Below are 24,976 nucleotides of genomic sequence, written 5' to 3'. Positions count from 1 at the left end.
AGTTGGTTTATCCTCAGATCATAAGGTTAAGTTATTCTGGAGATAGCCACACTGCTGACTGAATATTACATTTAAATTTATTAAGAAAAGTTAATGAAAGCTGGAAACATTGATACAGAAGTGGCGAGGCTAGAAGCCCTCCGCCAGTATCAAATTCTTGACACCGAACCCGAAGAAGCCTATGACAATCTTGCTGAGTTAGCGGCATTTATTTGTGGTACTCCTATCTCCTTGGTAAATTTCATAGATGAAAACCGTCAATGGTTTAAGGCAAAAGTCGGTTTAAATGTATCAGAAATGCCCAGAAGTATTGGGTTATCTTACCTTTGCCAAGAGCGGCGTAATTTTGTGGTCGTTCCTGACACCCTAGCTGATGAAAAATTGGCAAATAATCCGGTAGTAACTGGCTATCCTTATGTGCGGTTTTATGCAGGTGTACCCTTAATTACCCCAAAGGGAGATATGCTAGGAACTCTGTGTGTAATTGACCAAGTTCCACGGGAATTGAGCCAAAAACAAGTGGAGGCGTTTGTAGCTCTGAGTCGCTTGGTAATCGACCAACTAGAACTCAGACGTCATGTAGCTGAGGTATCTCAAGTTAGCGAGAAACTAATGGCGCACGAGCAAGCAGCCCGCAGCCAGTCTGAAGCTGCGAGAATCCGCATTGCTAATTTGCTCGAAAGCATCACTGATGGGTTTTTTGCCTTAGATAAAAAGTGGCAGTTCACCTACATTAATGGTCAAGCAGAACGGCTGTTGCAAAAAAACCAGAATGAGCTTTTGGCTAAAAATATCTGGGAGGTATTTCCAGAAATCATCAGCACAACATTCCATCATGAGTATCACAGAGCAATTTTAGAACAGGTGAGTGTGGAATTTGAGGAGTTTTTTCCTTCACTAAACTGCTGGTTTCAAGTCCACGCTTATCCTGCAAAAGACGGCTTATCCGTTTATTTCCAAGACATTACTCAACGGCGGAAAACAGCAGAAGCACTACGAGAAAGTAAAGAACGTTGGCAATTAGTATTACATGCAAATAATGATGGTATTTGGGATTGGAACCTCAAGACTAATGAAGTGTTCTTCTCAACTCGCTGGAAGGAAATGCTCGGCTATAAAGACCACGAAGTTTCCAACAGTTGGGATGAATGGGCAAAACGAATCCATCCCGATGAACGAGATTCGGTACTTCAAGCTTTCCAAGACCACTTTGCCAAGAAAACACCGTTTTACGTCTGTGAATATCGAGTCCAATGCCAAGACGGCAGCTATAAATGGATTCTAGATCGAGGAGAGGCACTTTGGGACGCATTGGGTGATATAGTGCGGATGGTTGGTTCCTATAGTGATATCACACATCGCAAGCGGGTAGAAGAGGAATTAAAGCGGCAGAATCTGCGATCGCAACTATTTTCTGAAATCACCCTGAAAATTCGAGAATCTTTACAAATAGACGAAATTCTTCAAACTACAGTAACAGAGGTACAAAAACTACTACAAGTTGATCGAGTTTTGATTTTTCAACTGGAGGCTGATGGTTCTGGAACAGTAGTTCAAGAAGCCGTGTTGCCTGGTTGGCCGGTAATTCTAGGAAAAAATCTACTCGACACTTGCTTTAAAGAAGAATATTTAGAAAGATATCGCCAGGGAAGAATCAGTGCCATTGAAGACATTCAAGTTGCTCATATCCAACCTTGCCATCGAGAATTTCTTGATCAATTTGCTGTCAAAGCTAATCTCGTAGTACCAATTATTGTCAGGGACGGCATTTGGGGCTTGTTGCTGGCTCATCAGTGTGCCGCACCTCGACAGTGGCAGAAGTTTGAGACGGAGTTATTACAGCAACTAGCTAACCAAATTGGGATTGCTTTATCTCAAGCGCAACTATTAGAAAAACAAACCCAGCAAAGTCAGGAACTGGCTCGATCTAATGCGGAATTGGAACAGTTTGCCTATGTCGCTTCCCATGACTTGCAAGAACCGTTGCGGATGGTAACTAGTTATTTACAACTACTAGAGCGAAGATACAAAAATCAACTAGATGCCAATGCCGATCAGTTTATCGCCTACGCAGTAGATGGGGCGCGGCGGATGCAGACCCTAATCAACGACTTGTTGAACTATTCCCGCCTGAGCAGCCGTGGACAGCCCTTTGTGCCAGTTAATTGTAGTGCAATCTTAGAACAGGCGATCGCTAATCTTCAAATTGCGATCGCGGATAGTAAAGCAGTCGTCACTCATGATACTCTACCTGAAGTGATCGCTGATGCTACCCAACTAACACAAGTATTTCAAAACCTGATTGGCAACGCGATCAAATTTTGCCGTGATCACCAGCCACGAGTTCACATTGGGGTAGCCAAAAAAGATGTAAATCTAGATGGAGAAAGTTTAAATTTTGTCCCGTCGGCAGATGAATGGTTGTTCTGGGTGCGCGATAATGGAATTGGTTTGGAATCCCAGTATGCTGAACGTATATTTATAATTTTTCAGCGCTTGCACGGTAGAGGCAAGTATCCAGGTACTGGAATTGGTCTGGCAATTTGTAAGAAAATTATAGAACGCCACGGTGGCCGGATCTGGATTGAGTCAAAACTGGGTCAAGGCTCGACTTTCTACTTCACAATTCCAGATAGAGCTCTTAAGCAATGGTGAAAACCATAACAGCAATTATGCCTATTGAGGTTTTGTTAGTAGAGGACAATCCCGGCGATGCCGAACTCACACGCATTGCCCTCGAAGATAGCAAAATCTCGATTCACTTAAACGTCGTCGAAGATGGTGTAGAAGCAATGGCATTCTTGCGAAAACAGGAAAAATATGTCAAAGCAGCCCATCCAGATATCGTCCTGTTGGATTTAAACCTTCCTAGAAAAGATGGGCGGGAGGTATTAGCAGAAATGAAAGGAGATGAAAACCTCAAACGAATTCCTGTAGTAATTTTGACGACCTCCCAAGCTGAAGAAGACATCCTCAAAGCCTATAACCTTTCTGCCAACTGTTACATAACTAAGCCAGTGGATTTCGATCAATTCGTTAAAATTGTACAATCAATAGAAAATTTTTGGTTTGCGATCGTAAAGCTGCCACCGGAGTAGTGGAAATGGCAGGTAAACATATTAAAGTCTTGTTAGTAGAAGATAACCCTGGTGATGTATTATTATTACAGGAGTTTTTAAAAGAAGTTACCACAGTTGTAGTTGAGTTGATACCCGTTGAGCGGCTTGATGAAGCACTCAACTACCTAGCAAAGGAAATTTTTGATGTAATTCTGTTAGACCTCTCGCTGCCAGATAGCGGGGGGCTGGAAACCTTTGTCATCGCTCACCATCACGCAAAAGCGACTCCGATAATTGTGCTGACAGGTATAGACGATGAAACCCTGGCAATTAGGGCAATGCAGCAAGGAGCGCAGGATTATTTGGTGAAAGGGCAAGTAACTGGCGACTTGCTGGTGCGCTCAATGCGTTATGCGATCGAGCGTCAACGGGCAGACGACGCACTCCGCCATAGTGAGGAGCGATTTCGGGTTGCCCTGAAAAACTCTCCAATCTTTGTCTACAACCAAGATAGGGAGTTACGGTATACCTGGGTTTACAATCCCCCCGATGAAGTGACTGTTGAGGAAATATTGGGCAAACAAGACTTGGATATCATCCCAGTAGAAGATGCTCAACGTTTGATCTCAATTAAACGTGGGGTGCTAACCACAGGCATAGGAACGCGAGAAGAAGTATCAATTACAATCAAAGATATAACTCGATATTACGATTTAACTGTCGAGCCATTGCGGAATGAGTCGCAAGAAGTTGTCGGCGTGACTTGCGCCAGTATCGATATTAGCGAACAGCAAGCTGCGCTACGCGATCGCAAATTAGCACAAGAAAAAATCCGCGAACAAGCAGCATTACTTGATGTCACCACAGATGCTATTTGCGTGCGGGATTTAAACAATCAAATTATCCTCTGGAACAAAGGCGCAGAAACACTTTACGGGTGGCAAGCTACAGAGGCTTGGGGCAAAAATGCTAGTGAGCTTTTGTTTGACGAACCTTCACCAGAAATCGAAGCGGCTTTGTTACAAGTTCTTAGTAAAGGGAAGTGGCAGGGCGAATTAACTAAACTTACCAAAGCTGACAAAGAAATCCTCGTTGCTAGTCGCTGGAGTCTGGTGTGCGATGAACAAGGGAAACCCAAATCAATTCTCACCGTTGACACAGATATTACCGAGAAAAAACATTTAGAAGCCCAATTGTTTCGCGCTCAACGCCTGGAAAGTATTGGCACTTTAGCTAGTGGCATTGCTCACGACCTCAACAATATCCTGACACCGATTTTGGCAGGAGCGCAACTGTTACCACTGAAATTTCCTGATGCAGATGAGCGAACTCGCCATCTATTAGAGATTTTGGAAATCAACGCTAAACGCGGCGCTGATTTAGTCAAACAAGTGCTGTCCTTTGCGCGGGGTGTTGAAGGTAAGCGCATCAGTTTGCAACTCAAGCATTTGATTGTGGAAGTTGCCAAGATTCTTAAAGAGACATTTCCCAAATCCATAGAAATCAGCACTGATGTACCGCAGGATTTGTGGATGGTTTCAGGAGATAGCACCCAACTGCATCAAGTGCTGATGAACCTCTGCGTTAACGCCCGCGATGCTATGGCCAATGGCGGTAGTTTGAGTATCTCTGCCGAAAATGTCTTGATTGACGAAAATTATGCCCGGATGAACCTGGAAGCCAAAGAGGGGCTTTACACAAAGATTACTGTCTTTGATACTGGAGTTGGGATTCCTAAAGAAATCTTAGATAGAATTTTCGAGCCATTCTTTACCACAAAAGATGTGGGGCAAGGCACAGGGTTAGGACTTTCCACCGTACTTGGGATCATTAAAAGTCACGGAGGTTTTCTGGAGGTGTATAGTGAACTAGGAAGTGGCACTACCTTTAAGGTTTACTTGCCAGCAGTCGGGGGAATGGAAACATTCAGCCCTGACGAAGATTTGCCACCACACAGAGGACATGGAGAATTGATTTTAGTTGTGGACGATGAAGCTGCCATTCAAGAGATTACCAGAACATCACTCGAAGATCACAACTACAAAATCTTAGTTGCCAGTGATGGCATTGAAGCGATCGCGCTATACGCTCAAAATATGGAGAAAATTAGTGCCGTCCTCATGGATATTATGCTGCCCTCGCTAGATGGTTTAACTGCCATCCGTACCCTGCAAAAAATCAACCCCCAAGTCAGAATTATTGCCAGCAGTGGACTTATGTCTGACAATAAGCTCAGTACAGTAGCTGCGATTGGTGTCAATACGTTTTTGTCGAAGCCCTATACTGTCAACGAATTATTGCTTTCTTTACAGAAAATCCTATCGGAAGTCAAGTAATTACGTAAGTAAGCTGATAGCTGTGAGTACAAAAGGCTGCTTCCCTGATCTGAGTGCGAATTGCCTGGATTTGATATGATTGAGCGGCTAACACACTCCTGTTTGGGAGAGTCAGGACTGGGAATTTTCCTAACCCAATGCCCTATGCCCCATGCCCCATGCCCAATCCCTTTTACTATGCCTCGGTTTCTCAGATTAATCATCAATATAGTAATCTTAGGTGCATTGTTACTCATATCCCAGCAAGTTTGGGCGCAAGATTGGCGTCCGGTTCGCGGTGGCATCCCTTTTGGTATCAGTGGTATGGCTTTGATAGAACAACAAAGCAATAGGCTCGATTTTCTGATTGTCCATGACAACAAACAAAAAAACCAAGGTCGTTTAGCAATTATCAGCATTAAGGGTAAAAGCCAACCTGAATATTTCCCCTTGAACTGGCCAAATAACATAGAATTGCCCATCGACTTAGAAGCTTTAACATCTGTTCCCGATAAAACAAAATCATCTTTTATCGCTTTAAGCAGTTATGGAAAAGCTTATTACATCAGATTAGATTCTGCCAACAAAACCATTTCGGTTCTCAAGGAATTCAATCTACCAGGAATTATTCCAGGAAATAATTTTGAAGCATTTGGATTACAAAATATAGACGGCAAATTAGTTGCTATTTGGGGACATCGAGGTGAAGCAGAACAACCAGCAACTATTTTTTGGGGAGTGTTTGACTTGGCTAAATATCAAATTACCCTCGCAGGTTCTGCCAATCTGAAAGTACCGTTTCCATCAGGCAATGTTCGCCATATTTCAGATATTAAAGTAGACCCCGTAGGAATTGTGTATATCTCCTCAGCAAGTGATGCCGGAGATGATGGCCCATTTCAGTCAGCTGTGTATGTCGCTGGTTACCTGGGATTGCGTGGTAATAAAATTGCATGGCGACAAAATCCTCAACTTGTTCCCCTCTACCGCTCTAATTACCACAAAATTGAAGGTATAGAACTTGTTCCCGGTGCAGAAGGCGGTGTGATTGTTGGTACAGATGATGAGAATTTGGGTTCCTATGTATACATTGTGGGTGGAAGTAGCTGAACTATGTCCAATGATGATCAGAATAGACGGACATTCTGTCTGCCTACCCACTTTTAGCTTGTTGAGGGTGCGATCGCCTAGCAACTTCCTTAAAACTAGATGCATATATTGAGCATTTTGTCAAGGTTTAGAGTGCGATGCCTACGGCGGGCAAAGCCTACGCAATTAGGTGTAGGTTGACCATTATCTGATTGATAACGGCCACTGATTAATTACCCCTACACATTAAATCGAAACAACATTACATCCCCTTCCTGCACAACATACTCTTTTCCTTCGCTGCGAACCAACCCTTTTTCCTTGGCAGCATTCATCGAACCAGTTGTTACCAAATCTTTATAAGCGACAGTTTCGGCGCGAATAAATCCCCGCTCAAAATCACTGTGGATTACACCAGCAGCTTGAGGTGCAGACATTCCGGCATTAATTGTCCAAGCACGGGTTTCTTTGGGGCCGCAAGTGAAATATGTCCGCAAGCCTAGAAGCATGTAAGTTGCACGAATCAACGATTTCAAACCGCCTTCTTCCACACCTAAAGACGCGAGGAAATCAGCTTTATCTGATTCTGGTAATTCCACTAATTCAGCTTCAACTTGAGCCGAAACTATCACAACTTGGGCATTTTCTGTTGCTGCGATTTGCCGCACTGTTTCCACAAAATGATTACCAGTTGCCAACTCATCCTCAGATACATTCGCGGCGTAGATAATCGGTTTATAAGTGAGCAGTTCTAATCCTTTAATAATTTCTGTTTCTTCTTCATTCAAGCTCACCTGACGCACCGATTTACCTTCATTTAAAGCCGCAGCTAATTTTTCTAAGACTGAGACTTCAAACTGTGCATCTTTGCTGGTACGAGCTTGTTTACGAGTGCGGTCAATTCGCCGTTCAATTTGTGCTAAATCTGATAAACCCAGTTCTATATTAATGATTTCAATATCTCGCGCTGGATCAACAGAACCAGCAACGTGGATAATATCGTCATTTTCAAAACAACGTACCACATGCACGATCGCATCAACTTCCCGGATGTGGGACAGGAATTGATTCCCTAGTCCCTCACCCTGACTTGCACCTTTAACTAAACCGGCAATATCTACAAATTCCACCCGCGCCGGGATAATTTGTGCTGAACTGGCAATCTTAGCAAGAACATTTAACCGTTCATCCGGTACTGCGACAACGCCGACATTCGGTTCAATCGTGCAAAAAGGGAAGTTAGCTGCTTCTGCTTTAGCATTAGCAACTACAGCATTAAATAAAGTAGATTTTCCGACGTTGGGAAGTCCGACAATTCCGGCTCTTAGCATTTTGGATTTTAGATTTGAGATTTTGGATTACATTACCAAGTTAATCTAAACAGGTTCCGGTATGGTTTGGGGAATCGGCCCTGGAACCGTCTGAGGAATGGGAGCAGGTACTGGTTCTGGTACAGGTTGAGGAATCCCTGGCCCCGGTACAGGTTCAGGACTAGGTAACGGGTTCGGGCCAGGAGTAGGAATTTGTGGTTCGGGTATAGAAATCGCAGTGGGATTAATCATCGTAAGTCTAAATTAAATTATTCAACCTTCCCACGGTAGATGACAACCTCATCTGTTGACATCTCCCCAAATAGCTATACCCACGAACACATCCTTTAATAATTTACCGCTCTTATCATTCTCTGCGTCCCTCTGCGCTTCCCTTTGCGTCCCTTTGCGTTTAATCACCCCTCAATTCCCCACCATACACAAAACTACTCCTCCTTCACCTTTTCTACCACCTCTGGCACTGGATCATAGCCACCTGGATGAAACGGATGACAGCGCAAAATCCGCCGAGTTGCCATCCACCCACCACGCAACACTCCAAATCGTTCAATAGCTTCAATAGCATACATCGAACAAGTTGGTTGAAAGCGACAAGTCGGGAGAAACAACGGCGAGATAAACATTCGGTAGCCCCGAATCAGCCAAATAAATAATAATTTCATTACAGCTACCCAAATCTTATAAATTAGTAACAGAGGTAAAAATTTTCATTTTGTTGCATCTTTGTTAATTACATTTTCTGACTTCACCTCAATTCCGGTTTTATGGCTGCAAATTGCGTTGGCTTTGCCCGCCGAAGGCATCGCTGCAATTTGGGTGTTACTCATCCTCCTGATTGCATGGGTGGTAAACCGCTTTGCCGACAAGCCAGAAATCGTGCGGAAGATAGTTCATATTGGCACTGGTAATGTGATTTTAATCGCTTGGTGGCTAGATATTCCCGCTAGCGTCGGGATTACAGCTTCTATTTTAGCCAGTGCAATCACCTTATTATCCTACCGATTACCAATTCTTCCTGGTCTTAATAGCGTTGGACGGCAAAGCTTAGGGACATTTTTTTACTCTGTCAGTTTCGGTATTTTAGTTGCCTGGTTCTGGTACTTGCAACAACCCCAGTACGCAGCACTCGGAATTTTGATAATGACTTGGGGAGATGGATTAGCAGCCTTGATTGGGCAGCGCTTTGGTACACACAAGTATAAAGTTTTTGGGACGCAAAAAAGTTGGGAAGGCTCCCTAACTATGATGCTCGTTAGCTATGTTGTCAGTAGTTTGATTTTAGTTGGAACTCAAGGAAACAGTTGGCAAACTTGGGCGATATCACTGTTAGTAGCAGTTATAGCTACTGCTTTAGAGGCTGTTTCATTCTTGGGTATTGACAATTTGACAGTTCCCTTGGGCAGTGCAGCACTTGCCTTCTTTTTAAGTCAGTTAGTTTTGAGTTAGTAATTGCTTTGAGTACTATTCCTAATTGAGCAAATAAGAGATAGCGCCAAAACTTTATCGTCAGTCAATAATTTGACTTTGGACAAAAAGTTTTTGATAGGGTAAAAGCATTGAAATTACGTTAACTTTTGAATATTTCCGGTAAAAGTTGAGCCTCATTTTGACAAAGAAACCGCCCTATCTAAAATCATCTTAACGTCAGATGGATTTCTTGATATATTTTGTTGCCAAAAACCAAAGCCACCATGCTGATTAACCGCTTGAATCCATTGATCTAAAAATACACTTTTAGCTGCGTCTTTTTGAGTGTAATGACCTTTAGTTTCTAAAATCAAGAAACTCCCACTTTTTAGGCGAATAATAAAGTCTGGCCGATATTTGCGAACAACCCCTTCAAATATATAGAGAATTTCAAACCCAAGGTGGTCATTCTTAACCCAAGCCTCAACATTGGGATTTCTATCTAGTTCAAATGCTTCACTAGCTTCCCATGTACTATCAAAAGTACAGCAGGTGATGTGTGATTTCCGCGTGTATTCACATGGCTTACCCGTATACCATGAGCGCATATCACCAGTAGAGCGAATTGGATGATTTTGGTCAAAAACAGGTTCAATTGCTTCTGTATTTTCCAAATAAATAGCATTCCAAATGTGCTGAACTAATTTGCTCAAGTTCAGAGTAATAATAATCCGCCGTCGAATTTCATCTAAATTGAATAAAGGTGGACTAATGCGGATTAAACCTGAGTCAATAAAGTCTTCTACTAATCTAATCAGCTTGGCTAATAAATATTCTCGATTACCTTTCCATCCAGGTTTCATCTGATCAAAGATATCTCTGGCAGTCTCAAAGGCAATTTTCTGCATCCGAAATTTGCGCCCTAAATCTTCCAGATCAATCCCCTTAATTTTTGTAACATCTGGTTTACCATCAACAATTGGCGCTAATTCAGCCAGTGTACTATTATCAAAGGCATCTAGCTCTAAAGGCTCAACTTGACTTAAATTAAGCTTAAGTTCAGGCTTATAAATGTAATCAACTCGGATGATATTGGGAAAGCTAATTTCAAACTCTTGCTTTTCGGGGTCGGGTTTTATTTCAGTTTTAGGTTGAGAAGGTGGAGGTGTTGTTTCTTCATTAGATTCATGGGGAATAAAGGTGAAGGGAACACCAAAAATGTTGACATACTCTGGTTCAAGTAAATTTGTTTCTGGGTTAACGTCGTAAGCGGTTCTTCTCAAGCCTCGACCCACAACTTGTTCACAGAGAAGTTGGCTGGTGAACGCTCTAATACCCATAATGTGAGTTACTGTTTTAGCATCCCACCCTTCAGACAGCATCCCAACTGAGATAACATTTTGAATTTGTTCACCTGGTTTACCAACTTGACCAACGGTGTCAACTTTTTGTCTTAAAAGTTCCGCTTGCTGCTGTTTAGTTAACTTGGAAGTATTTTCTTCATCAGATGTATTGTCTTCATTAATATCTGAGGTTCTGTATTGGATCTCAGAACTTTCTTCCTGAGACTCTGCCATTTTCAGAACGTTAGAGTCTATGTGGAGAATGCGTTCTGGAATGCAAAGTTCTTCTATTTGAATTTTATGATGATTGAAGGCATAATTAATCCGGGCTGCGGTTTCAGTACGGTTAGCAACAGAAATCATTACTGGAGGAACTTTATGGCCAGCTTCCTCCCAAGCTTTGGCTGTTTCTAACCAGTCTTTACCTAATAAATAATAAGCATTATTTAATAAATCAGGTAAAGATTCATTTGGTTTTGCTTTCCGATTGAAATCATCTTTAACTTCAACATCATTATATAAGTGATAATAACGAGATTTAAAGTCTTTGAGGTTAAGCCTGCCATCATCACGAATAACAACACGAGGAGTTTTAACTAAGCCTGACTCAATGGCATCATTTAACCCAAAATCGCTAACAATCCAGCCGAATAAAGCTTCTTCAGAACTTCTCTTACCAGAAGGTACAAAGGGTGTGGCTGAAAAATCAAAACAGGTGAGTATTCCTCTAGCTCTGTGGATACGATCAAGTCCACCAATCCATTTTGTTGCTTCCTCAATATCTTCTTTACTAATACCCTTTATTTTAGTTTCAGCAGGAATACGCCAAGCATGATGTGCTTCATCGTTGATGACTAGGAGGTTCCTAAAATTAGCAAGTTCACCTAAAACATCTCTGACATAAGCTTCGTCACTTTTTGCTCCACGTTTATCTACTCCCTTCTTTTTCTCAATCTGTTCCTCAGTTTCCCAATTGAGAATGTGCCAATTACGGACTAAGACTTTACCCTGACGCAGCTTATCAAACAAGCCAAGGGGAATGATGTTGAAAATCTCATAGTAATTGTTTTCGCCAGAAGGAATTAGAACTTGTAGGCGATTCTTAACCGTTAATCCGGGTGCGACAATAAAGATGGCTTTGGAAAAACGCGGATCTTGGGGATAGGTGACTTTGTTGAGGATTTGCCATGCAATTAGCATTGCCATGACGATTGTTTTTCCTGAACCTGTCGCCATTTTGCAGCAGAGACGTTTGAGTGCTCCACCATCAGAGGGAATATCAATACCAATCTTTTCAGATGGTGGAGATTCAACCAGCCAGATTAAGGTTTCTATTGCTTCTAACTGACAAAAGAATAAAGGTAAATCACGTTCTTCTGGATTGTGCCAGTGTTCTAATAGATGCTTGGTAACACCTGTAAGGCCGGGATGCCCATTCTTACACCAAGCTTTGACACGCAGACGTATTTGGTTAACTAGAGGGATTTCAACAAACTTACCAGGAGCATCAAAGGATTTTGAGTTTTCAGCAGCGATGGTGTAACCTGCGGATCTTCTGCCTTCTACAAGTTTAAACAGACGAGTTTGGTAATTGTACTGCCAATATTTTTTTGGCTCCTCATAGGGGGAATTTATAATAAGCTGGTGAATTTTGGACGTAGATATCATAGCTTTTTTCAATATTCCCTAACAAGGATTTGTAATTTTTAATTCGTATTTATACAATAAGTAGTGTGTGCAGCTTGGGAATTCATTAATTTAATTTTTTTTAGTTTATTTCTTTTAATTTCTTTATGGAGGTCTGAAGCATTATTCAAAATGTCTACCCCATCATTAGTAATTAAATCAGCAGTGGTTAAAGCAGCAGTCGCTACAAGGCAACGATCAACACTTTTGGTTTTATCATTAATAATCTTTTCTATCCCATTTCTTAATTGCTCTGATGGTTCAATGTCTATTATATTTTTTTCCTTGATTAAAATCCAGAACTGGAGAGTGTATTTTTCAAACCTTTGCTCGTCCATATTCTTGATTGCTTCCACAAGCTTCCTTTTATACTCAAGGTCAATTTTACCTGCTTTGTCAATTTGAAGTTGATGTGTGGATGCAAGTCGAGCAAGTAGGATGTCGATATGCCTACCTTCATTGATTTGGGGATTAAGAATATGGATAAATACACTAGTATCAATCACAATTGGTATTAACTGCTTATTATCTGTCATTTTTGATCCATTACATAATATCAATACTGAGAGCTTCTAGAATATCTGCTCCAAAAAATTCCATAGGAAGTCCTTTTTCAAAACTGCCATCCGAGTTAATATCTAGATTTTTTACTTGGACAGAATTATCCTTAATATAAAAATATGCAACTGTCACATCTTTTGAATTCAATTGTCCTGTTGCAATCAGCTTACGCAACCTGATAATGATATTCTCACTATGAGTTTCAATTATGGACGGAACACTTCTTTCTGTCCACAATTCAGCGAAAAAAGAACCCATTTCAAGTTGTGCTGTGGGGTGAATTTGAGCTTCTGGTTGCTCAACAATTAGTAATTTTCCTGGACTGAGTAAAGCTCCTTGTACAAAGATTGGTATACATTGGCTAACACCAAAGCCAAAATCAGCTAGATAAGATTCGGCTCCAGTTAACTTGTTTTTTGCTCTAAATTCAGGAATAAATCCTTTCAATTGAGATTTAAATTTTACATCTTCAATATCAATAACAGATTCAATATGTCGTAAAACAAAATCTGCTCTTTCTCCACCATCCGTAAGCAAACGCTGTAAGTGAGGCATAGCGTATTCACCCCTGTGTCCAACATCATCCAGAGGGGGACTACCTAGTATCACACTTCTCTCTGATTCTTCACGAACAGGTGAGAGATGTCGGATAGATATAATTTCATCTTTTACAGTATCTAGATAGAGATTATCAAAAGCGGATTTAAGTATATCTATAGGATTGTTTGGAAGAGGAAATTTAAGAAATCTAGTTCGCCTAAGATTAGTTTCTTCTTTATGGATAACTTGTTCTCCTTGAATTTTACAGGTGACTATGTGCTTATATTTATTACCTGGAATTTCACGATATGGGATATTTCCAGAAACGCGAAATTCAGCCATTAGCTCATCTGCTTTTATTGGTGAGGTAATTTTTACACTGGTTGTTTTACCTAGTGCATCTTCGGTAGTAACAGTTGAAAAAGGTAAACTAACTGACAATTCAACACTGTCACTTTCTAATTTTTGTATATGGGTACTTTTTTGGAGTGCTTCTCTAATTTGTTGAATTATAGATTCAGGCAAAGAATTAGTTTTGAAATTTAAAGTAAATTGAAAACCATTGTTATTCGACTTAGTATTTTTTAAATCTTTAAAAGTGCCAAGACTGACGTGCCGCCCCTCAGTAGTAAAAAAATTACCTTGACTAGATTCACTGGATTCTAGAGTTTGCTGGAGCATAAGCAAAAACTTAATCAGGGTGGATTTCCCAGCACTATTGCGACCAATCAAAATTGTGATCGGTCTGATACGAATATCTATATTTTCTCGAAATGCTCGAAAATTTTTTAGTTTTATATTGGTGAGCATAGGTAAATTTTAATTAGTTAATCTTCTAAGTTAGCCGGATAATTTTTAGAGATTCGATTCCTCGATCATCAACTATTTTTACAGCAACACGCTGATAATTACCTATTTCAAAAGGTAATGAAACAGTTCCTTGATAAGACTCAATTAAATCTTCATCAATTTCGGATTTAAGATTTCTGGCAAGACGCGACCAGCCATCTTTCTCTCCTGCCATTGGAAAGAAAATTTGGCAAGGAAAAATACTTCTGCCATCATAATCAGTATCCAACATCCACATGGCAATTTTTTCGACAGTGCCAGATTCAATATTTCCGTTTCTGGTGTTGTAGTAATCGAAGCCATGAACTTCCACTTCCCATTTACCTATATTTTCTCCTCTATGAATACGACGAAGTGCGACATCGGGTTGACCTATGAGCCAAAAACTCTCGTTGCTAGCGCGTTTTTTCTTCAGGTCTTTTGTAAATAGATCAGCATTCATTTGTACTTTTAGGAGAGTAACACCAGGCCAGTTAGTTTCATCAATATCTTTTGCTGCTTCAGGGTCAAATTGAAAGGCAGAAAAAATAACTAGCTTAGGCTTAGGAATCAGGCTTTGCGCTTCTTCAATTGCCATTTCTACCTGCCGTTGATCGAGAGCAGCGTGTTCTAGCCCAAAAGAAATAACGGCTCGCATTGGATTGTCTTGAGTGCCGCCACTTAAGAGAGAAGCGTCGTCTTCTTTATTACTGGGTTTAGTTTCGCCATCAGCATGAAGCCAACGAGTTCCCGGTAAAGGTTCAACTCTGGAAAATAGAATGTATTGACCGCCTTTACCTCGAATTCCTGTTTTTAAAAGCTCCTCTCGCCATTCTGCCTGCCGCAGCGTTTCACCAGAACGACCAATTGATTGATCAGTAACTGGAGTATTAGCAAACTCTTCGATATTATCAAGAGGTTTAACAGTTGGGGCAGGAACAGCTTCAACTGTAAATGGCCCTGTAACTCTTACTTTTGATTTATCGACAGTAGGTTGGTCGTAAAGAGTTTCTTTAGCAGCGTATTTTTGAATAACTTCCTCAATTTGCTTCCTTGCCATTCCTTCCTTAATTTCTGGGTTGTTGGCAATGGATTTCAGCGTAATACGTGATACTATTTTATATTTGAAATCGCCACCTAAACCTTCTTTTATATTCGCAAATTCATAATAATCAAAAACTGCCGTCATTAACCTCTGCTTTGCAAGAGTAATAGCTACACGAGAAGTATCGCAAGTGATCCAACGTCTTCCCCAGCGTTCTGCAACATAGGCTGTAGTGCCACTTCCACAGGTTGGATCTAGTACCAAGTCTCCTGGAGCAGTTGTCATCAAAAGACAACGCTCTATTGCTCTATGATCAGTCTGTAGAACATAGGTTCTCTGTTCCCCAAATCCACCCGGTCTTAAATCTAACCAAGTACTGTTTAAAGTCTTGTATGGAAATTCATCGTGATAGACTTTCCATCGTAGTGATTTACCAATGGGATGTAATCTTGCGGCAAATGCTAAACGTTTTAGACCTGTGATAGTAGTTTGCCACCCATATCTTACAGGCGGCTCATACTCAACATCATTAAAGGTGTATTTGAATGAATTATCATTACCACGTCTTTGAGAAAATGTTGGCCATAATCTACAAATACGGCCTTCTGGTAATGGTTGTTTGCCTGTTTTTTGTGCTACAGAAAGATCAATAAGTTCTCCATGTTTTGTCTCAACGCAAATATATCGCTCGTTTGGATTTTCTATAGGGTCGCATTCTGTAAACAATTCCTTATACTTTATCTGGTTCATATCCTTTGCAAACCATAGCAAGAAATCATTTACACCTGGCAATAATTCAGATGATTGGCTGCTTGCTTTCATAAGAACAATTTCCATACAAAAGTTATCACTACCAAATACTTCATCCATTAAGCACCTTACTCGATGGACGTTTTCATCACCTATTTGCACAAAAATAGAACCACGTTCATGAAGTAAATCTTTTGCCAGCCATAAACGATCGCGCAAATAAGATAAATAAGAATGAATTCCTAACTCCCAAGTGTCCCTAAATGCTTTGATCGTCTCTGGTTCTTGGGTCAGGTCTTCATCTTTACCATCCTTTACATCTCGCTTATTGACAAATGGCTGAAAATTTGACCCATATTTAATCCCATACGGAGGATCAATATAAATCATCTGCACCTGCCCTCCCATACCTTCCTTTTCTAGTAATGAGTTCATTACTAAAAGGGAATCTCCAGCAACTAAGCGGTTTGTCCAGTTATGCTTGTGCTTATAGAACTCAATAGCCTGTCGAATGGGGGGATTTTCTTCTGGGGTTTGAAACAAGGACAGTTGTTTAACCTTTTCATCCTTGCGCTTCCGTACTGCCTCAATAATCGTGCGCGGATCTATGCGTTCATGGACGTGCAGCGAAACTGTAGGGACTTCAAAACTTGTATGCTCTGCTTTCCCAGCCCAAACTAACTGAGGATCGAGGTGAGGATCGTAGGCATACTTCTTAGTACCCTCTTCTGGGTCAGTATCTGGGTTAACTAGCCCAATTGGTGGGTTATTGACTCGTTGCTGGTTTTCATGCTCGTACTGCTCAATTTCTCTCTGCTCTGATTTCCTCTGCCTTGCCATATCAGTTTCCCTTGCCTCAGAGCTTTTAATTTACAATCTATTTGACCTTTTAGACCAGTTCGTTAAAATTTTCATGACTTAGCTTTTCAACTGGCTTACTACTCGTTGGTAAATTTTCTCCAACCAAATGGGTATTACGGGTTCACCTGTATCTAAAGATATTAAGCCTACCTCAACCTAAAGGAGGTGCATCTTAGCTCGACTTTATCCAAAATTAAGAACTCGGTTTTCTTTATCTGGCAAAAACCCTGGATTTTTATTTAGCAAATACTTTTTCCACCTCACAGATTATCGGCGAAGCTAAACCACCCATTACGTGAAAATTCAGCCCTTGTCTATTAACGCGATCGCTCCAAAATCCAATCGAGTAAAATCGGATTGACTAACTCCGGCGCTTCATCCTGCGGACAATGCCCCACTCCCTCTAAAGGAATAAACTTTTCTACTTGCCCAAAGTTAGCTAATTCTCTACCTAATTTAATTGGTTCCCACGGATCAGCCGTTCCCCACAAGATAATCGCCGGACACTGTAACAGTGGCAAAAGCTCTTCTGGTAATGGGCCTGTAGAATAAGAAGTAAAAGCCAGAAACACAGCCCCAGCCCCCGGATCACTTGCTGGTGAAGTGAGAATATCTACCAACTCATCTGTCACCATCTCAGGATTCGAGTATGCTTGTAACAGAATTTTCCGCACTGTTTTCGGTTTAGCGAGTTGATTGAAAAAGAAATCACCAACTGGTTTAATAGACAACAGGCGTTGCAGTACAGGTGCTCCGAAACGACGAGACCAAGGTAAAGTTACCCGTTTGCGATCGTGCAACAGCCGTAAAGAACAGTTTAGCAAAGCAACTCCCAAGGCAATATCTGGGTTGCTTACTGCTGCTTGCATAGCTACAATACAGCCAATAGAATTTCCGACTAAAAAAGCTGGCTCACCGACAACTTCCCGGCAAAAATCTGCTACTTGCTGTCCCCAAGTTTCTAGGGTATAGGCAATTTTTTCACCAGGTTGAGGTTTTGCGGAAGCACCAAAACCAATCAAATCAATCGCATAAACACGGCAATTTTGTGCTAATACGGGAATATTTTTTTGCCAATGCCACCAAGAAGCGCCAAATCCATGCACCAGGACAACAGCAGGCCCAGTGGTTCCTTGGGTTTGATAGCAGATCGGGAAATCTTGCCAAATCCAGGTTTTTGTAGAGTTAAGTGCTGTTTTTGAACTTGAGGTTGCCATAAAAAATTTGATGATCACAAGGGTAAAAGCCTTTCAGCAGCAAGACGCAAGTAAAATTGTTGGGAATTTGAATAAAATTTATCAGATTTTAAAAGTAAATCCTTTGCTCTAGTGATAGCTTAGACGTACACTACGAAAGCTTCTAGGCTGATAACACTAGCATCAAGCTGATAGTTTTATCCAGTATAGATTTTCATCTTGTTCAAAGAGGTAATTTACCCACAACTTAGATTATGTCAGTATTAGAAACCATAACTTCTGTAATGTGAGTAATATTTTTGCTATTTTTAGATGTGAGTGAATTAGCATTAGTGCTAGATTCAGTAGTTTCACAATTTACGACAGCCAATGCAAGTCTATAAGATTGTTGAATATGAGGCATCGGCTAAGGGGTGGTTTGCAACTGGAAACTGACGCTGAATTTCACAATATTTTTCTTGTTCCTAGTTCTGCGAGCCAGAAAACATGAATCTATTAGAAACAATTGATACTCCTGTAGGAAGTTACGCACCAGATTTTGAAATACCAGGAATTGATGATCAAGTACACCATCTCAGGCGTTATCTTGAGAAGTTCCGAGCAGTCGGTGTCATTTCCATGTGTAACCACTGTCCTTATGTAGAGTGGTATATAGACAGGTTAAAAAACATTCAAGCCGAATTTGCGCCAGAAGACTTCACACTAATTGGGATGAATGGTAGTGATGGCGATCGCGACACTAAGCCAAGCTTTGAAAATATGAAAGGTTTTGCCCAGCGTCACGATTTGAACTTTCCTTACCTGTGGGACTCGACGCAAGATGTAACCCGCAGTTTTGGGGCGACAAAAACCCCAATGGCCTTTCTCATAGATACTAATGGTATAGTACGCTACAAAGGTCAAATTGACGATCATCCCCAAGATCCATCATCGGCGGGAAAGGATTATTTGAGAACTGCGATCGCTTCTCTGCTTCAAGGTGAAAAAATAGATATACCACAAACACAACCAATAGGTACTACATTGATTTGGCGTAACTAGACATAGATAGTCCCTGTAACTGCTATCTTAAATTGGAGGCAATTGCAACTTTTTTGATAAAGCGGAACTTCATGGGAACGAATTACCGACGGGTTTTACTCAAACTGAGCGGTGAAGCCTTAATGGGCAACATGGGCTATGGCATTGATCCAGAAGTGGTCAAAGGAATAGCACAAGAATTAGCAGAGGTGATCGCCACTGGAGTTGAAATGGCCATCGTTGTTGGCGGTGGCAATATTTTTCGTGGCGTCAAAGCGGCGTCGGCGGGGATGGACAGGGCAACGGCTGACTACATAGGGATGATTGCCACGGTAATGAACGCCATGACGCTGCAAGATTCGCTAGAACGTATAGGAGTACAGACGCGGGTGCAAACTGCGATCGCTATGCAAGAATTAGCGGAGCCGTATATTCGTCGTCGTGCCATCCGCCATCTGGAAAAAGGACGGGTAGTGATTTTTGGTGCTGGTTCGGGAAATCCCTTTTTTACTACAGATACTACTGCGGCATTAAGAGCCGCAGAAATTGATGCGGAGGTGATTTTTAAAGCCACTAAAGTAGATGGAGTATATGATGCTGATCCTCATATTTATCCTGACGCCAAGCGTTACAATAGCCTTACCTACGCACACGTTTTAACGAAAGATTTGCGGGTGATGGATAGTACTGCGATCGCCTTGTGTAAAGAAAATAATATCCCAATTCTGGTATTTGACCTAACGGTGCGAGGTAACATTCACCGAGCAGTCTTGGGAGAATCCATCGGCACCCTTGTGGGAGGTTCTTGTGAAATTAGCTGAAGCTGAAAGTACGATGCAAAAGACCGTTGAGGCGACTCAACGAGCTTTTAACACAATTCGCACTGGTCGCGCCAATGCGAGTTTATTAGATAAGGTATTGGTGGATTATTACGGTTCGCCCACGTCCTTGAAATCACTGGCAAACATTAGCACACCAGATGCCACGACAATCTTAATTCAACCCTACGATCGCAGCAGTTTAAATATAGTCGAAAAAGCGATTTCTTTATCTGATGTCGGTTTAACCCCCAGCAATGATGGTTCCGTGATTCGGCTGAACATTCCGCCTTTAACGAGCGATCGCCGTAAAGAATTCGTCAAAATGGCATCTAAGTATGCTGAAGAGGGTCGTGTTGCTATTCGCAACATCCGCCGCGATGCCATAGACGCGATTCGCAAACAGGAAAAAAACGCCGAAATTCCTGAAGATGAAGCACGCGATCAGCAAGACAAACTGCAAAAACTAACAAACAAATACAATGCTCGAATAGACGAATTGCTGGCAGAAAAAGAAAAAGACATTACGACTGTTTAAAGTCTAAAGTCTGAAGCATAAAGGCTGAAGGATGATGGTTAAATTCTTCAGCCTTTATCATTTGTTAGGTATTTAACAAAAATTGATCAAGTATCTTAAGAGAAAATCACTAATTCAGGAGCAAAAATTCAGCCATATGTACGACTGCATCATCGTCGGTGCTGGCCCAGCTGGTGGAACAGCTGCATATCATTTAGCCAAACAAGGCCGCTCAGTATTAGTATTAGAAAAAGAATCCCTACCAAGATATAAGCCTTGTGGCGGTGGTGTATCTCCAGCGATCGCTCAATGGTTTGACTTTGATTTTAGCCCAGCAATTTCTGTAAAAGCCGACTCCTTTCGCTTTACCTGGAAATTGGGCGACCCAGTGGAAGCAAAAATCGCCACAAAAGAACCAGTCTGGATGGTGCGACGAGATATTTTTGACCATTTTCTAGTGCAGCAGGCACAGAAGCAAGGGGCTGAACTCCGAGATAATACTGAAGTAACGAGTATTGAATTTAAAAGTGACTATTGGCAAGTTAACACAGCCAATGGGCCAGTTACAGGTCGCTACTTAATCGCGGCTGATGGTGCTAAAGGGTCGATGGCAAAATGGCTAGGCTTCAAAGAACGTAAACGCAGTTTAGCAGCAGCTTTGGAAGCAGAAGTTTCTGCAACTGTCAAAGACAAATCCACAATTCACCTTGAGTTGGGCTTGGTGAAAAATGGCTACATTTGGAACTTCCCGAAGGCGGATGGTTATTCTATTGGTATCGGTACATTTGTCGGTGGCCAACCCCAGGATTTTAAAAAGATTTTAGATGAGTACGCGCGATCGTTTGATCTAGATATCAAAACTAGCAAGCAGTATGGTTATCCCCTTTGCTTGTGGAATGGAAAGCAAAAGTTGCATACCCAAAATGCAGTTTTGGCTGGAGAAGCTGCTTGTGTAGTTTATCCCATGACAGCAGAAGGTATTCGTCCTTCAATTTTTAGCGGTTTGATTGCAGCAGGAGCTATTAATGAGGCTCTTTCTGGTGATACCAACGCTTTAGAAAAATATACTGAAGCTATTAATGAAGAATGGGGTACTGAGATGGCTTGGGCACAAAAATTAGCTGGAGCATTCTATCGCTTTCCTGCTATTGGCTACAAAGTTGGTGTTAAGCATCCCTCCGGTGCCAAAATCATGGGTAAAATTCTCTGTGGAGAACTCCGCTATAGCGACGTTACTGATCGCGCCCTCAAGCGTTTAATTCCTGGTTTTGGAGGTTAGTATTAGGGATTAGGTAACGAATCTCTAGCAAAGAGATACACACCCCAGAAAAATTAATCATCTCTTGTGGGGTGGGCATCCTGCCCGCCCTATTTATAACTTTATTTATGCCTATCTACTTAGCATTTCTTTAAACTAGGGTTTTAGACAAGGAACTTTCAAAGGTCTGCAATATAATTCCTAGAATCTTATCGACTGCATTAACATGATATTCTATTGAGTCAATGCAAACAGTATTCTGTTCTAAAGTTAAGAATTTCCAAGCGGTTCCACTTGTTACAACTCCATATATGACTTTAATATCATTACCTGCTCTTTGATTGAATATCTGAGCAGCAATCATTGTGGCTGCACATTGTCCCAATCCGGCGATAATATTCTCATTTTTGGCCTCTACAACAGTGACTACTGGGGCACTGATAAAATACTGTTCACGAGATGCGCTGAGAATGAAGTCACAAAAGCCTGAGAGTCCTTTAGCAGGATCAATATTGAACTCTGTACCTGAAAATAAGCTGATCTGATAATTTAACTGTCGCCTCACCTCAGACAGAATAGGAGCGATTAAGAACTCAGAACGAGCTTTTTCGCTGTTAATCGCAGTCGCTAAAGTTAGGTTCTCATCCAGCAACCGATTTAGCAAGTCAGAGGGCTGCACCGCGCCTACAGTCAGAAACAGATTGCGTGTCTCTGACAAAGTTAAGCTAAATGCATCTCTGACTTTAAGGAGACTAAAATCAGTGTATGCCATAGACTTCTGCTCCAGTTCTATCTTAATTGTGCATAGCTTGCCCGTCTTTGCAAAATATTATTTGAAAGGCAAGCTTCGTTAGCAAGCTCACCTCTTAAATATTGCAGCCTAAAGCGAAGTTAAAAATACCTAGAGAAAAGCCAGATAATCACTCCAGTTCCCAATACACAAATAATTCCCGCCAAACCAGCTAGAGGTTTTTTGTTCTTACCAGTGAACCAGTCAGAGACTTTACCTGTGTAAGTAATTAGTTCTGCTGTGTCTATGGTAGCGATCGCCCATATCCATCCCGCGTGCAATCCCCAAGCTAAACCCAAATTGCCGCTCGTTGCAAAGCGTGCCAACACCAGCACCATTCCCATCAGCCACAATCCAGGGAGTTGGGGTGCCGTTTCGCGTTGTTCCCAAACCAGGTGTAGCAAGGCAAAAATCAAGCTAGAAATTGCTGCTGCTACCCAAACTGGATAATCCTGCGCTAATTCAGTAAACAGGAAACCGCGAAAAACTAACTCTTCTATCCCACCGACTAATAACGCTATCAAGAAAATCGGCAGCAAGATCGGTAGTAGTAACTTGAAATTCGTCTTTTCAAATAAACACCAACCTAGCCCAAATTGCCCACTAAATACAATAGCTAGGCTCACCACTCCCAAACCGAAACCTAGTGCTAAAGAGCCAAGAGTTGAAAGATTGCCAACAAAGCCGTAATCCGAAAAAGATTTATTTGTCAGCCAACTAACTCCCCATAGAATCAGGGGAGCTAATAGGTAGAGTGACAACAATAACGGCATCTTTTGCTCTGGCTGCAAAGGTTTGGCAGGTTGCCAATTGAGCAATATTGCTGATACTGTTGCGATCGGCAACCAGCAAACTATCCAGAAAATAAAAAATGCCATCACTACAACTAGTGCTGGTGCATTTTCCATAAACGCCAGTAAGGCGTTGACCGAAGGCTCAAAGAAAGTTATCAAAATAAACAAAAAAAACACGATAGACTTCTTGCACTATAGATTTCTTGCTGATTAATCAAGAGTCTAATAAATTTGGTGACTCCTGCAAGGGGTCTAATCGTATTTTTAACTTGGGACAAAATTCTCTAAATAGAGCTACTAGTTTCCTGCCGGGGTAAGGACAAGTTATCATCACCTGAAACTTATCCCTACCATCAGCAAATTTACTCTTCGTCTTCCAAATCTTCGTCCAAGTCGTCGGCGTCTACATCTTGTGAGGTTAGTTTTTTATCGGTTTCACCGAGTTGAATTAGGTGAATATGCTTGTATCCCAGCCTAATTTCAAACTCATCTCCAGGTTTTAAGCCCATTGCTTTGGTATATGTAGCACCAATCACAATCTGACCATTTTGATGGACACTAACCCGATACGTCGGTTCACGGCCACGACCATCTTTAGGTGCTTCTGGACTTAGAGGAATTCCTCTAGCAGATAGCAAAGCGTCATAAAAATCGGTGAGATTGACACGAACCTGGTTATTCTTAGTAACAGTGTAATAGCCGCACTGTTTAGCTCTTTCTCGGCGTGGTAAAGTGGAAAGTTCTTTTACTTTACCAAGTAGTGCTTTTCCGGTTAATGGCGCGGTTGCAGTTTCAGTCATTATGCTCAAATTTTCCTTACTCTCTCCAAACTGATAAATGATGTAGTCTCATGCCAGCATTTGACTTTTTAGCATTTGCATAGAGCTACTTAGGACTCTAGTGTAACGGGTGAATTCCTGCTGATAGGAGCCAAAAGCACTTCTATATATGGTTGTCCACAACAAATTAGAGGTCATAGTTTCCACAGACATTAATTTTGCTGATTTTACGGCACTTTTAACCATTATTCGCCATCAGAAATGAAATTGTTTTCTCTTTTGGCGCTACTGTAGCGGTGTAACTTTCAGCCACCTTTACAAGTTGGGTTGGTTCTACTACAAATAAATCGTAGATCCAAAAAATTGCAGGTTTACCACTTTTAGTGCTTGCCCTTCCGGCTAATGGGTAAGTAGAGTTTTCTCTACTTCTACTCTCAACCTTAGGACAGCATAGTATTTCAATAGAGTCCTACGGGCATACGCCCTTTTGTCCTGCGGGTAGAGACGCGAATTTTCTTGTCTCTACATTACGAATCAACAAAGCAGTAGTAGCCGCGCTGATACGGCTCTTGATTCTGGTTTTGTCAGTTCGTAATTTTATATTAAATACTAGCATGGACTAATAATAGCAAAATAGTTGTTTAATTTTGAATTAAAGTTGCTGGTAAATTTTTATTTAAATTCCTGGACTTAAAACTTGGGTATTTTTGTAACTCTTTATTGCAAGCGTGAGTATTGCCCTATGCCTTTTATAAAAATTTATTTAATATAGACTGGTCATTTTGACCAATGACTTAAATCCAAGATTGCCTTGATTGAGAGTCAGCAAAAATCTAAAAGTCTCGCGCATCTGGGATTCCCGGTGCAAGAACTTTTATTTGAAAGTGGTGAGGATTTTTCCTCAGTTTCTTACCGTAAGCTCAAAAGCGGTCAGAAGATTTTCTACGTCTGTCTATGGAAAGAATAAATCTCTTAACATATGCCTAGCG

General features: G+C 41.3%; 20 protein-coding genes. 9 read left to right on the top strand and 11 right to left on the bottom strand.

The window, feature by feature from the left end; translation table 11 throughout:
• The first annotated feature begins 93 nt into the window (after nucleotides 1-93).
• The 4 genes from HWQ23_RS03770 (at nucleotide 94) to HWQ23_RS03755 (ending at nucleotide 6,484) form a co-directional block, all read left to right on the top strand.
• Nucleotides 94-2,655: a GAF domain-containing protein gene (locus HWQ23_RS03770; RefSeq protein ID WP_292823733.1), complete on the top strand. Its 2,562-nt coding sequence runs from the start codon at nucleotides 94-96 to the stop codon at nucleotides 2,653-2,655.
• Nucleotides 2,649-3,098 carry a response regulator gene (locus HWQ23_RS03765; RefSeq protein ID WP_375466493.1) on the top strand — a complete coding sequence of 150 codons (450 nt, stop codon included), beginning with the start codon at nucleotides 2,649-2,651 and terminating at the stop codon, nucleotides 3,096-3,098. The genes HWQ23_RS03770 and HWQ23_RS03765 overlap by 7 nt, the downstream gene beginning before the upstream one ends.
• Before the next feature lie 5 nt (nucleotides 3,099-3,103).
• The gene (locus HWQ23_RS03760; RefSeq protein ID WP_292823976.1) at nucleotides 3,104-5,395 is read left to right on the top strand and encodes a hybrid sensor histidine kinase/response regulator; all 2,292 of its coding nucleotides are present in this window, start codon (nucleotides 3,104-3,106) and stop codon (nucleotides 5,393-5,395) included.
• Between the two features lie 177 nt (nucleotides 5,396-5,572).
• A complete protein-coding gene (locus tag HWQ23_RS03755; RefSeq protein ID WP_292823974.1) occupies nucleotides 5,573-6,484 on the top strand; it encodes a hypothetical protein in 912 nt (303 codons plus the stop codon).
• 218 nt (nucleotides 6,485-6,702) lie between these two features.
• On the opposite strand, the gene ychF is transcribed toward HWQ23_RS03755, so the two are convergent.
• From ychF to yidD, 3 genes are all read right to left on the bottom strand, one after another.
• On the bottom strand, nucleotides 6,703-7,794 hold the full coding sequence (gene ychF / locus HWQ23_RS03750; protein WP_292823730.1) for a redox-regulated ATPase YchF: 1,092 nt from the start codon (nucleotides 7,792-7,794) through the stop codon (nucleotides 6,703-6,705).
• 45 nt (nucleotides 7,795-7,839) lie between these two features.
• Complete coding sequence (locus HWQ23_RS03745; protein ID WP_292823727.1) at nucleotides 7,840-8,025, bottom strand: hypothetical protein; 186 nt, start codon at nucleotides 8,023-8,025, stop codon at nucleotides 7,840-7,842.
• A 194-nt stretch (nucleotides 8,026-8,219) separates the two neighbouring features.
• Nucleotides 8,220-8,456: a membrane protein insertion efficiency factor YidD gene (gene yidD / locus HWQ23_RS03740; protein ID WP_251960177.1), complete on the bottom strand. Its 237-nt coding sequence runs from the start codon at nucleotides 8,454-8,456 to the stop codon at nucleotides 8,220-8,222.
• 61 nt (nucleotides 8,457-8,517) lie between these two features.
• Here yidD and HWQ23_RS03735 point away from each other — a divergent pair, with 61 nt between their 5' ends.
• Nucleotides 8,518-9,240: a diacylglycerol/polyprenol kinase family protein gene (locus HWQ23_RS03735; protein WP_292823724.1), complete on the top strand. Its 723-nt coding sequence runs from the start codon at nucleotides 8,518-8,520 to the stop codon at nucleotides 9,238-9,240.
• A 155-nt stretch (nucleotides 9,241-9,395) separates the two neighbouring features.
• On the opposite strand, the gene HWQ23_RS03730 is transcribed toward HWQ23_RS03735, so the two are convergent.
• The 5 genes from HWQ23_RS03730 to HWQ23_RS03710 all read right to left on the bottom strand — a co-directional run bounded on the left by HWQ23_RS03730 (nucleotide 9,396) and on the right by HWQ23_RS03710 (nucleotide 18,032).
• Nucleotides 9,396-12,212 (bottom strand): BPTD_3080 family restriction endonuclease, encoded by a 2,817-nt coding sequence (locus HWQ23_RS03730; RefSeq protein WP_292823721.1) that lies wholly within the window; start codon nucleotides 12,210-12,212, stop codon nucleotides 9,396-9,398.
• Nucleotides 12,213-12,250: 38 nt separating this feature from the next.
• The gene (locus tag HWQ23_RS03725) at nucleotides 12,251-12,766 is read right to left on the bottom strand and encodes a hypothetical protein (RefSeq protein ID WP_292823718.1); all 516 of its coding nucleotides are present in this window, start codon (nucleotides 12,764-12,766) and stop codon (nucleotides 12,251-12,253) included.
• 10 nt (nucleotides 12,767-12,776) lie between these two features.
• A complete protein-coding gene (locus tag HWQ23_RS03720) occupies nucleotides 12,777-14,141 on the bottom strand; it encodes an AAA family ATPase (protein WP_292823715.1) in 1,365 nt (454 codons plus the stop codon).
• 25 nt (nucleotides 14,142-14,166) lie between these two features.
• Nucleotides 14,167-16,794 carry a site-specific DNA-methyltransferase gene (locus tag HWQ23_RS03715; RefSeq protein WP_292823712.1) on the bottom strand — a complete coding sequence of 876 codons (2,628 nt, stop codon included), beginning with the start codon at nucleotides 16,792-16,794 and terminating at the stop codon, nucleotides 14,167-14,169.
• Between the two features lie 338 nt (nucleotides 16,795-17,132).
• Nucleotides 17,133-18,032: an alpha/beta fold hydrolase gene (locus HWQ23_RS03710; protein ID WP_292823709.1), complete on the bottom strand. Its 900-nt coding sequence runs from the start codon at nucleotides 18,030-18,032 to the stop codon at nucleotides 17,133-17,135.
• 465 nt (nucleotides 18,033-18,497) lie between these two features.
• Between HWQ23_RS03710 and HWQ23_RS03705 the strand changes: the two genes are divergently transcribed.
• The 4 genes from HWQ23_RS03705 to HWQ23_RS03690 all read left to right on the top strand — a co-directional run bounded on the left by HWQ23_RS03705 (nucleotide 18,498) and on the right by HWQ23_RS03690 (nucleotide 21,645).
• A complete protein-coding gene (locus tag HWQ23_RS03705) occupies nucleotides 18,498-19,052 on the top strand; it encodes a thioredoxin family protein (RefSeq protein WP_292823706.1) in 555 nt (184 codons plus the stop codon).
• Between the two features lie 71 nt (nucleotides 19,053-19,123).
• Complete coding sequence (gene pyrH, locus HWQ23_RS03700) at nucleotides 19,124-19,852, top strand: UMP kinase (protein WP_292823703.1); 729 nt, start codon at nucleotides 19,124-19,126, stop codon at nucleotides 19,850-19,852.
• A complete protein-coding gene (gene frr, locus HWQ23_RS03695; protein WP_292823700.1) occupies nucleotides 19,839-20,387 on the top strand; it encodes a ribosome recycling factor in 549 nt (182 codons plus the stop codon). The genes pyrH and frr overlap by 14 nt, the downstream gene beginning before the upstream one ends.
• A gap of 136 nt (nucleotides 20,388-20,523) precedes the next feature.
• A complete protein-coding gene (locus HWQ23_RS03690) occupies nucleotides 20,524-21,645 on the top strand; it encodes a geranylgeranyl reductase family protein (RefSeq protein ID WP_292823697.1) in 1,122 nt (373 codons plus the stop codon).
• Nucleotides 21,646-21,775: 130 nt separating this feature from the next.
• On the opposite strand, the gene HWQ23_RS03685 is transcribed toward HWQ23_RS03690, so the two are convergent.
• From HWQ23_RS03685 to HWQ23_RS03675, 3 genes are all read right to left on the bottom strand, one after another.
• Nucleotides 21,776-22,396, bottom strand: coding sequence for a hypothetical protein (locus HWQ23_RS03685; protein WP_292823694.1), 621 nt, complete (start codon nucleotides 22,394-22,396; stop codon nucleotides 21,776-21,778).
• A 119-nt stretch (nucleotides 22,397-22,515) separates the two neighbouring features.
• Nucleotides 22,516-23,385, bottom strand: a complete 870-nt coding sequence (locus HWQ23_RS03680) for a CPBP family intramembrane glutamic endopeptidase (RefSeq protein ID WP_292823691.1) — start codon at nucleotides 23,383-23,385, stop codon at nucleotides 22,516-22,518.
• 185 nt (nucleotides 23,386-23,570) lie between these two features.
• Nucleotides 23,571-24,008, bottom strand: a complete 438-nt coding sequence (locus tag HWQ23_RS03675) for an AbrB family transcriptional regulator (protein ID WP_292823688.1) — start codon at nucleotides 24,006-24,008, stop codon at nucleotides 23,571-23,573.
• Nucleotides 24,009-24,976: the final 968 nt, after the last annotated feature.

The organism is Nostoc sp. JL33 (genome assembly GCF_017114985.1).
Lineage (GTDB): Bacteria > Cyanobacteriota > Cyanobacteriia > Cyanobacteriales > Nostocaceae > Nostoc.
The sequence above is the reverse complement of the archived record's forward strand: the minus strand, read 5'-3'. Positions and strand labels throughout refer to the sequence as shown.

Excerpts from the sequence above, each read along its gene's own strand:
- HWQ23_RS03720 (WP_292823715.1), bottom strand. The coding sequence starts at position 14,141 with ATGCTCACCAATATAAAACTAAAAAATTTTCGAGCATTTCGAGAAAAT.
- HWQ23_RS03770 (WP_292823733.1), top strand. The coding sequence starts at position 94 with ATGAAAGCTGGAAACATTGATACAGAAGTGGCGAGGCTAGAAGCCCTC.
- HWQ23_RS03675 (WP_292823688.1), bottom strand. The coding sequence starts at position 24,008 with ATGACTGAAACTGCAACCGCGCCATTAACCGGAAAAGCACTACTTGGT.
- HWQ23_RS03745 (WP_292823727.1), bottom strand. The coding sequence starts at position 8,025 with ATGATTAATCCCACTGCGATTTCTATACCCGAACCACAAATTCCTACT.
- ychF (WP_292823730.1), bottom strand. The coding sequence starts at position 7,794 with ATGCTAAGAGCCGGAATTGTCGGACTTCCCAACGTCGGAAAATCTACT.
- pyrH (WP_292823703.1), top strand. The coding sequence starts at position 19,124 with ATGGGAACGAATTACCGACGGGTTTTACTCAAACTGAGCGGTGAAGCC.
- HWQ23_RS03755 (WP_292823974.1), top strand. The coding sequence starts at position 5,573 with ATGCCTCGGTTTCTCAGATTAATCATCAATATAGTAATCTTAGGTGCA.
- HWQ23_RS03690 (WP_292823697.1), top strand. The coding sequence starts at position 20,524 with ATGTACGACTGCATCATCGTCGGTGCTGGCCCAGCTGGTGGAACAGCT.
- yidD (WP_251960177.1), bottom strand. The coding sequence starts at position 8,456 with ATGAAATTATTATTTATTTGGCTGATTCGGGGCTACCGAATGTTTATC.
- HWQ23_RS03760 (WP_292823976.1), top strand. The coding sequence starts at position 3,104 with ATGGCAGGTAAACATATTAAAGTCTTGTTAGTAGAAGATAACCCTGGT.
- HWQ23_RS03685 (WP_292823694.1), bottom strand. The coding sequence starts at position 22,396 with ATGGCATACACTGATTTTAGTCTCCTTAAAGTCAGAGATGCATTTAGC.
- HWQ23_RS03710 (WP_292823709.1), bottom strand. The coding sequence starts at position 18,032 with ATGGCAACCTCAAGTTCAAAAACAGCACTTAACTCTACAAAAACCTGG.
- HWQ23_RS03765 (WP_375466493.1), top strand. The coding sequence starts at position 2,649 with ATGGTGAAAACCATAACAGCAATTATGCCTATTGAGGTTTTGTTAGTA.
- HWQ23_RS03730 (WP_292823721.1), bottom strand. The coding sequence starts at position 12,212 with ATGATATCTACGTCCAAAATTCACCAGCTTATTATAAATTCCCCCTAT.
- HWQ23_RS03705 (WP_292823706.1), top strand. The coding sequence starts at position 18,498 with ATGAATCTATTAGAAACAATTGATACTCCTGTAGGAAGTTACGCACCA.
- HWQ23_RS03715 (WP_292823712.1), bottom strand. The coding sequence starts at position 16,794 with ATGGCAAGGCAGAGGAAATCAGAGCAGAGAGAAATTGAGCAGTACGAG.
- HWQ23_RS03725 (WP_292823718.1), bottom strand. The coding sequence starts at position 12,766 with ATGACAGATAATAAGCAGTTAATACCAATTGTGATTGATACTAGTGTA.